Source organism: uncultured Psychroserpens sp., assembly GCF_947494225.1.
Classification (GTDB): domain Bacteria; phylum Bacteroidota; class Bacteroidia; order Flavobacteriales; family Flavobacteriaceae; genus Psychroserpens.
On sequence record NZ_CANLUG010000001.1, the window covers coordinates 230245 to 246528 of the forward strand.

Sequence of the window (16284 nt, forward strand, 5' to 3'; positions counted from 1 at the left end):
ATAATGAAAAACATACTCGTTCTCTGTACCGGTAATTCATGCCGAAGTCAAATGGCCCATGGATATCTCAATATACTTACTCAAGAAAAGGCAACAATTTATAGTGCTGGCATAGAAACTCATGGTTTAAATCCGGGAGCCGTCGCTATTATGGGAGAAGATGGCATTGATATCACCAGTCATACTTCTAATCATGTAGATGAATATGCTCATGTTGATTTTGATTATATCATTACAGTTTGTGATCATGCCAACGAAAATTGCCCTTTTATACCGAGTAAAAATGCGGAAAGGTTACATCATAATTTTTTTGATCCATCAAAAGTTACTGGGAGCGAAACCGAAAAACACGCCGCTTTTTTGAAAGCAAGAAACGAGATTAAATCTTACTTAGAAGTGTTCGTAAAAGAACGCTTCTAATCTTGTTTTAACCCATAATTAGTTGGTAGCAAATCACCAATACGCTGGTCTCCCATAACACCGCTAAAAAGTAGTCCTGGGATAGGGGTATAATTGCCATATTCGTCAATATAAAATTGAGAAACTAAGGGTGTTAACACAGATTGATCCTTGCCTTTAAAAAGAATGTTTACTTTAGTTTCAAAAGTTACTTTTTTAAAGGCAGAGTCATTAATATCCTCAACCTTGAAAAACTCCCATTCGTTAACCTTAAACTTTTTGTGAAAAATATCGAACCCAGCATCTTTCAGATTCATATGATATAATGAACGCATAAAATGTTGAATCGAACCTTCATAGGCTTTCTTTCTATGCTTTAATGCCTTCTTCTTTCCGTTGTTTAAATCTTTATAAAACGAAGTTCCTGTATATAATACCGAATGAATCCCAAACTGGTCCTGTTTGGCATCAACGTATCTGAAGGTAATTTCAAAATCTTGAATATCATATGCAATTTCATATTGCAAACTCTTGTTTTTAACCAACACAGGTTTTCTGGCACTAACAGATAGCACATTATCTGCTTTATTAAACCGCAAAATTAAATCATCTTCATTAAGAATCTTACACGATTTCGAAAACTCAGAAAAGCCCAAAAACTCCTTTCTAAATAATTTCAATTTTTGTTTCCGAGTGAAACCGTCATTTGTATTTACAACAACTTCATCTAACTGATTTAAAGATTCTTTCAATGCAATCGAGAGCTCTGTCTTTTGCCTGTAGTCTGATACAATTATCGTTTCATATCCTAAATATGATACAATTAACTGCGACTGAATCGCGTCAGAATAATCAATAGAAAATCGTCCTAAATCATCAGTGGTTGTTCCAATGGTTGTATTATCAAAATAGACTGATACAGCCATTAGCGGTTGCTTGGTCTTAAAATCAATAACGGTTCCCGAAAGGGTTTGGGCGTAAAGTAATGACGTTAATAGAAATGAACAGAAAAAACCTAAAGTCTTACTCTTCATTATTATTTGAGAATTTACGTTCTAATTCGGCTTGAAACTCTTCCATCACAGGTTTCACAGTGCTTTCAGGTAAGTCGGCTATTTTAATATACATCAACCCATCTACCGAATTATTAAATAAAGGATCTACATTAAATGCTACCAGTCTTGCATTTTGTTTAATGTACTTTTTGAGTAATACAGGTAAGCGTAAAGCTCCAGGTTCAACCTCATCAATAATTTTATCGAACTTATTTAAATCGGCCTCGGCAGCATCAAACACAAAATCTTTATCAGCATCCTTTAATTTTACTTTAAATTCCTTTTTTGGATGCACATATTGAGCTACATAAGGATCATAGTAATGCGATTTCATAAACTCAATCATCAATGATTTTGAGAAATTTGAAAACTGATTACTAATGCTTACACCTCCTATTAAATACTTGTGTTCTGGGTAACGCAATGTTGTATGTACGATTCCTTTCCAAAGCAAAAATAAAGGCATTGGTTTTTGCTGATATTCTTTAATAATAAAAGCGCGTCCCATTTCTATGGATTCGCTCATCATTTTATACAATTCAGGTTCAAATCTAAACAGGTCTTGAAGATAAAACCCATCAATACCATAGCGTGCATATATTTTAGACCCTAAGCCCATTCTATATGCGCCTGCCAATTGTTTGGCTTCAGTATCCCATAAAAACATATGATGATAATAGGTATCGAAACTATCCAAATCAATCGCTTCATTTGTACCCTCTCCAATAGCTCTAAAAGTAATCTCACGCAATCTTCCAATTTCATGAAGTATGTTTGGGATATGATCGGCATCTGTTAAATACACCTCGTAGTTTTTACTAACCAAAAGTCTATAATCTCCTTCCCTTAAGGCATCAACTTCTGCTGCCATTTTTTCGGTACTTACAGATCCTACAATTCGTTTTGGCGGCTTTGCTGGCGGTTTAAGTGTATTTGATAAGTTGTCTAAAATCTTAGGTTTGTCCTCAAAAGCATTAGATAACATATATGTTTTCCGACGTATAAATTCTGAAAAATCAGAAAGCGTTTCGTGTTCTTTTTGAGCATTAACAGAAATAGCTTTTCCTATTCTAACCTTTATAATTCTGTTTTTTTGTGTGAGTAATTCCGAAGGTAATTTTGCTGTTCTAAAGGTATCACTAATCTTCGATAATTTATAAAACAACTTGCTGTTTTTAGCATGAAAATAAATAGGAACAACTGGCACTTCTGCCTTTTTTATGAGCTTCATGGCCGCTTCTTCCCAAGGTTTATCAACAACTAATTTACCGTCTTTATATGTTGAGACTTCACCCGCTGGAAACACCCCTAAAGGATGACCTTCTCGTAAATGTAAAATAGCGTTCTTAAATCCTGCAATACTAGACTTCACATCCTTTCGGTCTTCAAAAGGGTTAACAGGCATTATATATGGCTTTAAAGGCTCTATACGATGCAATAGGAAATTCGCTATGATTTTAAAATCTTGGCGCTGCTCTATCATTAACTTCAGCAATAAAATACCATCAATTCCTCCAAGTGGATGATTTGATACAGTAATATAAGCGCCATCTTTAGGTAATCGCTTTAAATCTTCTTCAGGAATTTCAAACTTAATTTGAAAATCATCCAATATACCGTCTAAAAAGTCAACATCACTCAAGTGCTTGTTACGCTTATAAATTCTGTTAAGCGTTGATATTTTTAATACTTTCATCAACAACCATCCAAAGAATGTACCTATAAATCCATACTTATCAGCTTTAATAGCTTTAGCCACTTCTTTTGCGGTTACCAATCCTGTATCTTGTTGTTTAGTCATGAGTGTAAAAGTACTAAATTGTTATTTAGTTACAATTTGAATCGTTTCTTGAGTTAACTGTTTTAATAGCAATTCTTTACCTTTTTCTATAGAAGAAATAGCTTGCTCATTATAATGTCTTACAGTATATAGACTCACATTATCGTAAGATGTTACTTTAAATTTTGCTTTTAAATGCTGAAGTAAGCGATCGAGGTTATTATAGTTATTATCAAAACACACCGAAAAACTAATAGCTGAGTTTTGAATCACATCAACTTTCATCTTATATAAGTGTAATAGTTTGAATATTTCGCTAATATTTTCCTCAACAATGTAACTAAAGTCTAGTGAGGACAATGATATCAATACTTGATTTTTTTTAACTATAAAACACGGGATATTGGGTTCTATTCCAAAACCTTTACCAACGCGTGTGCCTGCTTCTAAAGGATTTAAAAACGACTTTACAAACAGCGGAATCTCTTTTTGTTGTAGTGGTTGCAAGGTTTTAGGATGAATAACTGATGCACCATAAAATGCTAACTCTATGGCTTCGCGATATGAAATACTATTTAATAATTGTGCGTTTTCAAAATAGCGTGGATCGGCATTTAAAACACCTGGTACATCTTTCCAAATGGTTACACTTTCGGCATTTAAACAATACGCAAAAATAGCTGCTGTATAATCACTCCCTTCACGTCCCAATGTCGTGGTAAAGTTATTGGCATCACTTCCCAAAAAACCTTGAGTAATATTTAGAACTTTCGCGTCAAATTCAGTTTTTATCTTAGTTTGTGTTTGCTCCCAATCTACATTTGCTCTACGATAATAATCATCTGTTTTGATACACTCACGCACATCTAACCATGTATTTGTTAATCCTATTTCATTGAGATATGAACTAATAATAGTTGTTGATGTAAGTTCTCCAAAACCAATGACCTGATCATAAACAAAATTATAATCTGGAGATTTATTACGATTTAAAAAATAATCTAAGTCCTCAAAAATAGAGCCTATTTTTTTAAAAATTGGATGCTGCGTGTTTTCAAAAAGATCCAATAAAATCTCATTGTGATAAGTTTTCACGTCGTGAATAGAGCTCTGTAAGGCTGCCTTATTTTCAAAATAGTTTTTTATGACAACTTCAAGGGCATTTGTTGTTTTCCCCATTGCCGAAACCACAACAAGTGTATTATCATAACCTACTTGTTGTAAAACTGATGCTAAATTTTTGACACCTTCAGCATTTTTTACCGAAGCGCCACCAAATTTGAATACTTGCATGCTAAATATTTGCTATATAATTTTTTATTCCGTCTTCATTAAGCTGAACAACAAACCAGTCGCGCTTAACAAGAGCTCCTTTCTTCTCATAGAACTTAATTGCAGGTTCGTTCCAATCAATCACTTCCCAGCTCACGCGTCTAACGCCTAAACTATATCCATACTTTACAACCTCATCTAATAGGGCTGTACCTAAACCTGTTCCTCTTTTACTTTGGCTCACCACTAAATCTTCCAAATGAAGCACCTGACCTTGCCAAGTAGAAAAACGATTATAGACCAAGGCAATACCTTCAATGTATCCCTCGTATTCGGCTACAAAACACACAAACTGTTTAGGGTCTTCAAAACCGCTTTTTTCTAAATCGACAACCGTCACTTTTACAGCATCTGGTTCCTTTTCAAAAACAGCAAGCTCCACAATGAGTTCTAACACTCTGGGCATGTCTTCTTTTGTAGCTTTTCTAATGGAAAATGTCATGGTTTTTTCTTTACCTCAAATATAGTTTAAAACTTGAGAATTTAATCACATAATTATACTACGAAATCGTTGTAGTTGATTAAAAAAATGAGATATTTGCATAAACAATCACACTACATGTCTCGAAAAAATCAAACGCTAGGTGAATTTATAATAGAAAATCAGTCTTCTTTTAAATACACCTCTGGCGAATTATCGCGTCTTATCAATTCTATAAGATTAGCCGCAAAAGTAGTTAATCACGAAGTTAATAAAGCTGGTTTAGTAGATATTATTGGTGCTGCTGGCGACACTAATATCCAAGGTGAAGACCAACAGAAACTAGATGTTTATGCCAATAATAAGTTCATCCAAACCATGACCAAACGTAATATTGTTTGTGGTATTGCTAGTGAAGAGGAAGACGATTTTATTTCCATTAATAGTCAGGATGAAAACCATCAAAACAAGTATGTGGTTTTAATTGACCCCTTGGATGGCTCATCTAATATTGATGTGAACGTTTCAGTAGGAACCATCTTTTCTATTTACAGACGTGTAACACCTGTAGGAACACCTGCAACTATTGATGATTTTCTTCAAAAAGGAAATCAGCAAGTGGCTGCTGGATATATTATTTATGGTACCTCAACTATGATTGTTTATACCACTGGAGATGGTGTAAATGGATTTACGCTAAACCCAGCCATTGGAACTTTTTATTTGTCACATCCCGACATGAAATTTCCTGAAAACGGTAAAATATATTCTGTAAATGAAGGTAATTATATTCACTTTCCTCAGGGTATAAAAAACTATATCAAATACTGTCAAATGGAAGAAGGAGACAGGCCTTATACAAGCCGTTATATAGGCTCTCTAGTATCCGATTTTCATAGGAACATGATTAAAGGCGGTATTTATATGTATCCTAAAAGCTCTAAAAATTCTAATGGGAAATTGCGTTTATTATATGAATGTAATCCAATGGCTTATATAGCAGAGCAAGCCAACGGTAAGGCTAGTGACGGCTTTAATAGAATTATGGATATAGAACCTACAGAATTACATCAACGTGTGCCTTTTATCTGCGGAAGCAAAAACATGGTTGAAAAAGCTGAAGAGTTTATGCGTAATGCATAATTAAACATAAAAAAAGCCACTAGATAGTGGCTTTTTTTTATGACGTATAACAGATATTTCTATCTGTTCATTGTTTTTATTTCTTCTGTAAACGTATCTAAATCCACACCATTACTTACTAATGTTAAGGCTTTATCTACAACGTACTTTACGTTTTCTGTAGAAAATCCTAAGCCAATCGCAATTTTACGTAATACGATTTCTTCATGATCTCCCTTAATATGATCAACATACACCATTCGTGCTAAATCATACAAACGCTCCAAACGTCTATCATACGATGTTGGAGGATTAATTGGGTGCGACTTATAATCTTTAAGTATTTGCTTGTATTCTGTTTCGGTAACATCTAATTTTCTAGCCAAACGATCTAAAAACGCTTGTTCTTCTTCTGAAATAATCCCATCATCCATAGCAACTCTAACAATGGCTGCAAAGTGGTCTTCGTTACGTTTCTTAAATCCGCTATCAAATAAATCTGAAAATGACATATATATTATTGTTTTAGTGCCACAAAGATAGTTTTATTAATACATTTTAACAATAAGAAATAAGACAAAAAATTTATATTTGCACAAAATAAAATGCCTTGAGTAAATCCATTCTCTCGCAAACGTATGTACAGGCTTTGCAAATGCAAAATCTGCAAATTACTATTGCTCAAACTCAAAGTAAACTTCATTTAAAAGGCCTTGTTGGGTCATCATTATCACTCGTAATTAGTGAAATTTTTAAAACAGTTGAACGTCCTTTTTTATTAATATTTAATGATAAAGAGGAAGCCGCTTTTTATCTCAACGACCTCGAAGTCTTACTTAATGATAAAGACGTTCTCTTTTATCCAGGAAGTTACCGACGACCATATCAAATTGAAGAAACCGATAATGCCAACGTTCTACTAAGAGCCGAAGTATTAAATCGTATCAACTCTCGAAAAAAACCAGCCATCATTGTCACTTATCCTGATGCACTTTTCGAAAAAGTTGTAACGCGTCGTGAACTAGAAAAAAACACATTGAAAATTGCGGTTAATGATGAGTTATCAATCGATTTTGTTAACGAAGTCTTATTTGAATATCAGTTTAAGCGTGTTGATTTTGTGACCGAACCTGGTGAGTTTTCGGTACGTGGAGGTATTGTTGATGTCTTTTCTTTTTCACACGATGAACCTTACCGTATTGAATTTTTTGGAGACGAAGTTGATAGCATTAGAACCTTTGATGTAGAAACGCAACTCTCTACAGAGCAAATTAAAAAGATTGGAATTATTCCAAATGTTGCCAATAAATTTTTAGAGGAAAGTAGACAGAGTTTTCTAAAATATATTGCACAAAAAACAGTGGTTTTTGCTAAAAATGCCGATCTACTTTTTTCGCGTATTGATGATTTCTTCGGAAAGGCCGAGGAAACATTTAAAACGCTATCTTCAGAATTAAAACATTCTGAACCTGAAGAACTCTTTTGTAATTCAGATTTACTAAAACGTCAATTACTAGATTTTAGCTTAATCGAATTTGGAACGTCTCGCCTATTTTCAGAAGAACACATTGTATTTAATACAACACCGCAACCGTCTTTCAATAAACAGTTTAATCTATTAATTGACGACTTAAACATAAATCACAATAAAGGTTATACCAACTATATTGCTTGCGCAAGCGAACAACAAGCCAAACGTTTTCATGATATTTTTGAAGATGTTGAACAGGATGTTCATTATAAAACCATCGTACTATCCTTATACCAAGGTTTTATAGATCACGACCAGAAAATCACCTGTTATACAGATCATCAAATTTTTGAACGTTATCATAAGTTTCATCTTAAAAATGGCTATGCAAAAAAACAGGCCATTACACTTAAAGAACTCACCAATCTTGATGTTGGTGATTACGTGACACATATTGATCATGGGATCGGAAAATTTGGTGGACTCCAAAAAATTGATGTCGAAGGAAAAAAACAAGAAGCGATTAAATTGGTTTATGGCGAACGTGATGTGCTCTATTTGAGTATCCACTCCTTACATAAAATCACTAAGTTTAATGGTAAGGACGGAAAACCTCCAAAAGTGTATAAACTAGGAAGTAAGGCCTGGAAAACACTCAAGCAAAAAACCAAGTCTCGCGTTAAAGAAATTGCGTTTAACCTCATTAAGGTGTATGCAAAACGTAAACTAGAAAAGGGATACCAATATAGACCAGACAGTTACCTTCAGCATGAGTTAGAGGCATCGTTTATATATGAAGACACTCCAGACCAAATCACTTCTACAGCAGATATCAAAGCCGATATGGAAAGTGAACGTCCTATGGATCGTCTTGTTTGTGGTGATGTGGGTTTTGGTAAAACCGAAGTGGCTATTCGAGCTGCCTTTAAAGCTGTAGATAATGGAAAACAAGTTGCTGTTTTAGTGCCCACAACTATTTTAGCTTACCAACACAATAAGACATTCACAGATCGTCTTAAGGATTTTCCGGTTACTGTAGATTATCTCAATCGCTTTAGAACAGCAAAAGAAAAACGCATTACCCTTGAAAAACTAGAAAAAGGACATGTTGATATCATTATTGGTACACACCAATTGGTGAATAAAAATGTAAAGTTCAAAGATTTAGGGCTACTTATTGTTGATGAGGAACAAAAGTTTGGGGTTGCCGTAAAAGAAAAGCTTAAAACGCTTAAAGATAATGTAGATGTATTAACGCTTACAGCAACACCTATTCCAAGAACTTTGCAGTTTAGTTTAATGGCTGCACGCGATTTATCAGTCATCACAACACCACCACCAAACCGTTATCCTATTGAAAGTCATGTGATACGATTTAATGAGGAAACCATTAGAGATGCCGTGACTTATGAAATTCAACGTGGTGGTCAAATATTTTTTATCCATAATCGCATAGAAAATATAAAAGAGGTTGCTGGTATGATACAACGCCTTGTTCCTGATGCTAAAATTGGTATTGGTCATGGTCAAATGGAAGGAAAAAAACTAGAGCAGCTCATGTTAGCCTTTATGAATGGTGAGTTTGATGTTTTAGTGAGTACAACCATTGTTGAAAGTGGTCTAGACGTGCCCAATGCAAATACCATTTTTATTAATAACGCCAATAATTTCGGACTTAGTGACTTACATCAAATGCGTGGTCGTGTAGGTCGAAGTAATAAGAAAGCCTTCTGTTATTTTATTACACCAGAATACTCTGCAATGACAACAGATGCCAGAAAACGTATCACTGCACTAGAGCAATTTACAGAGTTGGGTAGCGGTTTCAATATTGCTATGAAGGATTTAGAAATTCGTGGTGCTGGCGATTTATTAGGTGGTGAGCAAAGTGGTTTTATTAACGATATTGGATTTGACACCTATCAAAAAATCTTAAATGAAGCCATTGAAGAGCTTAAAGAAAAGGAGTTTAAAGACTTATATCAAGATGATGGTAAGCCAAAAGATTATGTAAAGGATATTACCATAGATTCTGATTTTGAATTACTCTTCCCAGACGATTATGTAAATAGTATTACAGAACGCCTAAATCTGTATACGAAACTCAACACACTCAAAACTGAAGCTGAATTACAAACCTTCGAAACCGAAATTATTGACCGTTTTGGAGAGCTGCCAATTCAGGTTAGTGATTTATTAAATAGTGTTCGTGTGAAGTGGATTGCAACCAAAATCGGACTTGAAAAAATCATCATGAAACAAGGGCGTTTTGTTGGGTATTTTATCAACGATCAACAAAGTCCGTTCTATCAAAGTGACAACTTTACCAAAGTGCTTAAATACATTCAAAGCAGACCAAAAGATTGTAAGATGAAAGAAAAACAAACCAGAAATGGCCTGCGTTTGTTGCTTACCTTTGAACATATAAAATCGGTTAAACAAGCCTTAATTAGGCTTCAGGAGATATGAAAGACTCGCATTTTAAACATGTGCTTTGGCTTACAGCTGCTACTGTTTTTATAAGTACATCTGGCGCTTTAGGTAAATTTATAGAAATGCCTATCCCTGTGATCATATGGTGGCGTTCTGCTTTAGCGGCTGGTCTACTCTTTATATTTTGTAAGTACAAAAAGATTAGCCTCAAGGTTCATACGCGTCAGGATCGTATCACTTTTATCATTTCGGCTTTACTCTTAGGCGCTCATTGGATCACTTATTTTTACGCGCTTAAATTATCTAATGTGGCTATTGGTATGTTGTCCCTATTTACATTTCCTGTGATCACAGCTGTTTTAGAACCGCTATTTTCAAAAGTAAAATTTGATCCAATCCATATTATTCTTGGTGGTTTGGTTCTTGTTGGCATCTATTTTCTCGCTCCAGAATTTGATCTGGAAAGCGCCCAACTCAAAGGTGTATTGTTTGGGATACTTTCGGCCATTTGCTTTGCTATTAGAACACTCATGTTAAAACAACATACGCCCAAATATAATGGTACCATGCTTATGTTTTATCAGGTTTTGATTTTATCTGCTGTGTTGGTACCCTTTCTATTTACGCTAGGAACCTCAGCCATAGAAACTCAATTTCCATATGTCATTTTATTAGCGCTGCTCACCACTGCCATTGGCCATACCATGTTTATCAATAGCCTGAAGTATTTTAAGGTAAGTACCGCAAGTATTATTGCCAGCACACAACCTGTATTTGGGATTATTATTGCCTTTTTCTTCCTAAATGAAATCCCATCTTGGAACACTTATTTAGGCGGCGCACTTATTATTTCTACAGTGCTTATTGAAAGTATGCGATCAAAAAGAAAAAAATCCTGATATTTGGCTTGATATTTGAAACTGATAACGTGTTTAAAATAAATTAAATACCAATGAAACGACTTTTACTTCTTCTTACTCTAATTCCTACAATCCTTTGCGCTCAAAATAGTATTAGCGGCGTGTTTACGCCAGCAGAGCAATTTACATATGCTTTTCTATATCGCGCTACACCTACAGGCTCAGATTATATAAACAGAGCACAACTTGCCGATGATGGTAGTTTTAGTATTACATTAAATGAAAACGCAACACCTGGCATCTATAAAATTGTTTATGCCTTACCTCCAGAAGAGAACAACTTTGATTTTATTTACGACGGAAAAGAATCGGTTAAATTCACATTCGACCTTGATAAAGGGTTAGAATTTACCCATAGTAATGAAAATAAACTATGGGCTAGCTATATGAAAAGTATGGATCTGGTAAATAGAACTCTAAGTAATTTTTACACGCAAGAAAGCACCGATAAAAAAGCCTATCTAGATATTATAAAAACAATGAGTGACACTCAAAAGGCCTACGAAGATTCTTCTAAAGGCACCTTAGCATCACAATTTATAAAAGCGAATACACCATATATTCCTCAACAGTTTGAAGACCTATCTACCTATTCCAAAAATTTAAAACATACATATTTAGATCATGTTGACTTTGGAAGTCCTGTATTACAAAGTTCTGATTTTTTGATAGATCGTGTGTTAGCCTTTATCTTCGGAATGACGGTCAACACAAATAATGACACCTATAAAAAAGATGTAGATCACTTAATGAGCACTATTGGCGATGGTAATATTGAAATTAAAACCATTTTATTTGAAATGATTTGGAGACGTTTTAAGGAGACAGACAACCCAGAGTTGGCTAATTACGTTGCCGATAATCATTTATTAGAACTGTCTAAAAAAGTAAACTACGATGCCCTTACAGAGCAGCTTATTGTTTATAAAAACAATACAATTGGTAATACCGCAGCCAATTTTGATTTGGCCATTACTAAAGACGGAAACACCGTAAGTACAACATTGCACGACCTAGATTTGTCGAGCAAATACCTACTGGTATTTTGGAGCAGTACTTGCGGACATTGCTTAGACGAGCTTCCTAAATTAAAGACACTTATGGCAAACTCAAACGATGTTAAAGTGATTGCCTTTGGAATGGAAGATGACGATCCTACAAATTGGCAAAAAGTCATTGCAGACTACCCAGACTTTATTCATGTTTTAGGATTGGGTGCAGCACGAGCAGGTGGCGATCCAACAGACTTAAGCAAATGGAATAATGCCGTTGTAAACCAATATGGCGTAAGTTCTACCCCTTCCTTTTTCCTATTAGATAAAAACAAAACCATTATTGCTAAACCTTATGATGTTGAGGCTTTAGAAGCAATTTTGAAATAATTAAAACAAATACAAAGGTTGTTATGTCATAATGTTTATTAAAACCATTATGTTTTAGAAAATTTTCTCTATATTTGAGTTCCCTATATTAATTAATAGTTTCATCGTGCTGTAAACAACAGGCGTCATTTAAAACTATTTATACCTTATGAAATACCTACGTAAATGTGTGTTTCTATGTTTAGGGCTTCTTGTCATTACCTTTTCTTGTCAAAAGGAAGATGTTAGCAACGATACTACTAATCTTCAAGAAAAAGGCGTTAATAATGATGTATTCAGAAAAGGAAAACTCTCAGATTATAAACATGTGCGTGATTTTGTTGCTACAATAAAAGCAACCCAGCCTATTCAATAATAGCAGTAAATGAACAAAATGGAACAGAACAAGCTAAAGGCACAAAGTGTGAATAAATTAAAAATCGCATTAGTTTTAGCATTAATGCTAAACTGCGCTCCAAAAGAATCACAACCAGATAATGATGATTATAAGCTTTTGAGCTTATATGTGTCAGAGCAGATTGCTAGTCAAAAAGCTAATAATCCCAAAAACGACTCCCTAGTATTTGGTTTAAGTAATACTAATAGTTTTATACTCAATAAATGCAAAGAATATTTAGAGTTAAAGCAAGATTCGTTTCTTAAAATGCCAAAGAGTACATCTAAGATCGTAAATGGTAAAATGATTTTCGTAGATATTGTAAAAGGTGATAGCATTTATAAAAGTGAATTAAATAAACCTTGGATTAATATTAAATTAGACTCTATAGTTCATAAAGTGTACGCTGATGCAGAGTATGCAAATTATAAAAAACAATTGTCTAATGGACAATGGGATTCTATTGTTTACAAAAAATTTAAAACGATACATCCGCCAAATTCAGAAACAAAAAGGGCGTGGTATATGTCGAAACCAATGTATACCATAAATAAAAAATACGCATTATTGTATGGGTTTGTTAAGCCAAACGGAATTTATCCATACATAATTATTTATGAAAAGAGAGCCAATAAATGGTATGAAATTCACCAGATTAAGCCTGGTGATTTTTAAGTTGGGTTTTCAAAAGCACTTAAGTATTTGCAATAAAGAGAATAACAATGAGATCAATACATCACCAATCATAAAAAAAGCGCAACCGTTGGTTGCGCTTTTTTTATCATCCATCTAAACCTTAGTCTAAATGTGGTATACGTAATACTTGTCCTGGATAAATTTTATCAGGATCTGTTAGCATTGGTTTGTTAGCTTCAAATATTTCAGGATATTTCATCGCATTACCATAATAGTGCTTTGCAATTTTTCCTAAAGTATCACCACTAGCTACAGTATGAAATTGTGCTTCTGGCTCTACATGCTCTACTGTCATTTGATCATCAACCGTAGAAATTCCTGCAGTATTACCTATAACAAGCACTACTTTCTCTTTAGTTGCTTGATCATAAGCCATACCAGAAACTCTAGCCATTTCATCATCAACAACTACATATAGATTGTCTACTCGCAATTGTAAATCGTTAATTGTTTCTTCTAAATTACGTGCTGCTGCTTCCTCCAATTTTAACTCTGCTGCATCTGCTTCTCTCCTTGCTTTTGCTCTTGCTTCTGCTGCTTCCTCTTCTGTTGTTTTTCCTATTCCGAAGACCTTTGCGCCCGCGTTTTTAATAAATGAAAATAGTCCCATAGTTAATTGTTTTAATGTTAATAATGTAGTACTTGTAAAGTTGGTGAAATTTCTTAGCAATTCCAATTATACAACCAACTCCATAACTAAGACACAAGATCTCATTATAAGTCACTTAATGCCTATTAAACGAAGAAACGCCCATCTCAAATGCATGAGATGGGCGCCTTATGGAGTCTAAATAACCAACCAAAATCTAGCTCCTTGTACTTACCCGAGGGTTATCTTTTTTAGCAGTTTTCTGCTTACGTTTTTTTAATTTTTTCGTACCGTCAATACGCTTTCCTGAAGCATCTGCTTCTCTTAAGAATTGAATGTATCCGCGTCCTGTAAATTCATATACCGTTTCAGACGATGGATGAAATAATTCTATCCTTTGATCATTAATAACGCTCAATTCGAAGTATTCATTGTCAAAGAAATCATAATCTAGTGTTAATGTTTTTAAGTACATATTATTACTAATGTCTCCAACACCATAAACACCTGTGTAATCCCAATAGATATTATCTGGGTTTGAGATATTTACATCTTGAGAACTTCTAAACTCTGAGTCATTTCCACCAGCTAAAAACTGAAGGTAATTTTCATTATCAAATTCATTTAACACACCCATTTCACTTGTATATGTCTTTTCCCAAGCCTCATACTCCTGTAAGAAATAGTGAATATTGTCATAGAATACAAAGTCATAATCAAAGCTGTTTCTCTGGTATCCATTTAAGAAATATGATGTGTCATTAAACGGATTATACAACTCGATTGTATTATTATCAATTTGATAAACATCAAAAGTTTCAAACCCATCAATGTCGTGATTGATATCTAAAATCATATTATAAGCATCATAGGTTCCAACATCAATACCATAACCATTGCCTTGGCTTCCAAAACCTACCAAATTGTTATTCGCATATAAAACGCCATTTCTAAATGATACCGTAAACGCAATTTGTAAAAACGGTGTTTCTCCATTTCCTAAGGTTTGATTGATATCAACATACCATAACTCATATGAGTTTAACAACTGGTTTAATGAAATACCAGGATTGTTATCTGTGATAATCACCTCGTCTGTATAACAAGACGTTAATAATGTTGCTGTTAAAGCAAAGCCTAAGAGTATTTTTATCGTTTTCATAATCGTTCGTTTTAGGGTTACACTTTCTTAACTTTCAAAACACGTGCCAAAAATTTAAAGTCTATGGTTTTCCCTTCGGAAAAGCGTATAAATTATGTATTTTTGAATGACACTAATTATAATCCATTTATGAGTCAACCATTAAAATATGCTGTTTTTGGTGCAGGAAGTTGGGCCACTGCCATTGTAAAAATGCTTTCTGAAAACCTAGATGAAATTGGTTGGTATATGCGTAGTGTGTATACTAAAGAACATTTACTCAAAGAACAGCACAACCCTAGTTACCTTAGTTCTGTAGAGTTTAAGACCGAGCAGCTTAAAATTAGTAATGATATTAATGAAATTGCTGCATGGGCAGATGTGCTCATATTTGTAATTCCGTCTGCTTTTATTCATGGTGAACTCCAAAAATTAACGGTAGACATCTCACAGAAAACTGTGGTATCTGCAGTAAAAGGAATAATGCCCGAATCTGGATTATTAGTAGGTGAGCATTTTCATGATATTTATAATATTCCTTTCCAAAATATTGCAGTAATTGCTGGACCTTGTCATGCCGAAGAAGTCGCATTAGAGCGTCTGTCTTATTTAACTATTTCTTGTGCAGATCCAGATAAAGCTCAGGCCATTGCCGATGCCTTATCTAGCAACTATATTAGAACAAAAATTAGTGATGATATTATTGGTACCGAATATGCAGTCATGCTAAAAAATATTTATGCCATTGCTGCTGGTATTGCACATGGCTTAGGTTATGGTGATAACTTCCAAAGTGTATTGATGAGTAATGCTATTAGAGAGATGAAACGCTTTATTAAAAAGATGCACAAAATGAAGCGTAACATTAATAATTCGGCTTATCTAGGTGACTTGTTAGTAACGGGCTATTCTACATTTTCTCGTAATCGTATGTTTGGGAATATGATTGGTAAAGGTTATACTGTAAAGTCTGCACAAATGGAAATGAATATGGTGGCCGAAGGCTATTACGCCACCAAGAGTGCACATGAGCTTAATCTCAAAAATGTTAAGAAAACGCGCTTACCTATTATTAATGCCGTTTACAGTATTTTGTATGAGAATAAGAACCCAAAAAAGGTGTTTAAGAAACTGACTGAAAAATTGGATTAGATTCCTCCACTTTGG

The 16284-nt window shown here is 34.2% G+C and carries 15 protein-coding genes; 8 read left to right on the top strand and 7 right to left on the bottom strand.

All coding sequences use genetic code 11. The features are described 5' to 3' along the window. Positions 1 to 3: 3 nt before the first annotated feature. Positions 4 to 420 carry an arsenate reductase ArsC gene (locus tag Q0893_RS00950; RefSeq protein WP_298901428.1) on the top strand — a complete coding sequence of 139 codons (417 nt, stop codon included), beginning with the start codon at positions 4 to 6 and terminating at the stop codon, positions 418 to 420. On the opposite strand, the gene Q0893_RS00955 is transcribed toward Q0893_RS00950, so the two are convergent. The 4 genes from Q0893_RS00955 to Q0893_RS00970 are packed head-to-tail and all read right to left on the bottom strand — an operon-like array spanning position 417 to position 5008. After that, a complete protein-coding gene (locus tag Q0893_RS00955) occupies positions 417 to 1433 on the bottom strand; it encodes a carboxypeptidase-like regulatory domain-containing protein (protein WP_299271909.1) in 1017 nt (338 codons plus the stop codon). The genes Q0893_RS00950 and Q0893_RS00955 overlap by 4 nt on opposite strands. Next, entirely contained in the window at positions 1423 to 3255 is a 1833-nt protein-coding gene (locus tag Q0893_RS00960) for a lysophospholipid acyltransferase family protein (RefSeq protein WP_298901426.1), read from the bottom strand. The genes Q0893_RS00955 and Q0893_RS00960 overlap by 11 nt, the downstream gene beginning before the upstream one ends. Before the next feature lie 21 nt (positions 3256 to 3276). Further along, on the bottom strand, positions 3277 to 4527 hold the full coding sequence (locus tag Q0893_RS00965; protein WP_298901425.1) for an aspartate kinase: 1251 nt from the start codon (positions 4525 to 4527) through the stop codon (positions 3277 to 3279). A 1-nt stretch (position 4528) separates the two neighbouring features. Beyond that, positions 4529 to 5008: a GNAT family N-acetyltransferase gene (locus Q0893_RS00970; RefSeq protein WP_299271912.1), complete on the bottom strand. Its 480-nt coding sequence runs from the start codon at positions 5006 to 5008 to the stop codon at positions 4529 to 4531. Positions 5009 to 5125: 117 nt separating this feature from the next. On the opposite strand from Q0893_RS00970, the gene fbp reads away from it, so the two are divergent. Further along, a complete protein-coding gene (fbp, locus tag Q0893_RS00975; protein WP_298901423.1) occupies positions 5126 to 6130 on the top strand; it encodes a class 1 fructose-bisphosphatase in 1005 nt (334 codons plus the stop codon). 59 nt (positions 6131 to 6189) lie between these two features. Here the strand turns inward: fbp and Q0893_RS00980 are convergent, their stop codons facing one another. After that, a complete protein-coding gene (locus Q0893_RS00980; RefSeq protein WP_298901422.1) occupies positions 6190 to 6621 on the bottom strand; it encodes a TerB family tellurite resistance protein in 432 nt (143 codons plus the stop codon). Positions 6622 to 6719: 98 nt separating this feature from the next. Between Q0893_RS00980 and mfd the strand changes: the two genes are divergently transcribed. From mfd to Q0893_RS01005, 5 genes are all read left to right on the top strand, one after another. Further along, entirely contained in the window at positions 6720 to 10049 is a 3330-nt protein-coding gene (gene mfd, locus Q0893_RS00985; RefSeq protein ID WP_298901421.1) for a transcription-repair coupling factor, read from the top strand. Continuing rightward, positions 10046 to 10912 (top strand): DMT family transporter, encoded by an 867-nt coding sequence (locus tag Q0893_RS00990; RefSeq protein WP_298901420.1) that lies wholly within the window; start codon positions 10046 to 10048, stop codon positions 10910 to 10912. Before mfd ends, Q0893_RS00990 begins: the two co-directional genes overlap by 4 nt. A gap of 53 nt (positions 10913 to 10965) precedes the next feature. Next, positions 10966 to 12315, top strand: coding sequence for a TlpA disulfide reductase family protein (locus Q0893_RS00995; protein WP_299271916.1), 1350 nt, complete (start codon positions 10966 to 10968; stop codon positions 12313 to 12315). A gap of 148 nt (positions 12316 to 12463) precedes the next feature. After that, positions 12464 to 12670, top strand: coding sequence for a hypothetical protein (locus Q0893_RS01000; protein ID WP_298901418.1), 207 nt, complete (start codon positions 12464 to 12466; stop codon positions 12668 to 12670). Positions 12671 to 12688: 18 nt separating this feature from the next. After that, entirely contained in the window at positions 12689 to 13366 is a 678-nt protein-coding gene (locus Q0893_RS01005) for a hypothetical protein (RefSeq protein ID WP_299271919.1), read from the top strand. Between the two features lie 121 nt (positions 13367 to 13487). Here the strand turns inward: Q0893_RS01005 and lysM are convergent, their stop codons facing one another. Further along, entirely contained in the window at positions 13488 to 13997 is a 510-nt protein-coding gene (gene lysM, locus Q0893_RS01010) for a peptidoglycan-binding protein LysM (protein WP_298901416.1), read from the bottom strand. 196 nt (positions 13998 to 14193) lie between these two features. Then, a complete protein-coding gene (locus Q0893_RS01015; RefSeq protein WP_298901415.1) occupies positions 14194 to 15138 on the bottom strand; it encodes a nicotinic acid mononucleotide adenyltransferase in 945 nt (314 codons plus the stop codon). A 129-nt stretch (positions 15139 to 15267) separates the two neighbouring features. On the opposite strand from Q0893_RS01015, the gene Q0893_RS01020 reads away from it, so the two are divergent. Beyond that, positions 15268 to 16269, top strand: coding sequence for an NAD(P)H-dependent glycerol-3-phosphate dehydrogenase (locus tag Q0893_RS01020; protein WP_298901536.1), 1002 nt, complete (start codon positions 15268 to 15270; stop codon positions 16267 to 16269). Positions 16270 to 16284 lie beyond the last annotated feature (15 nt).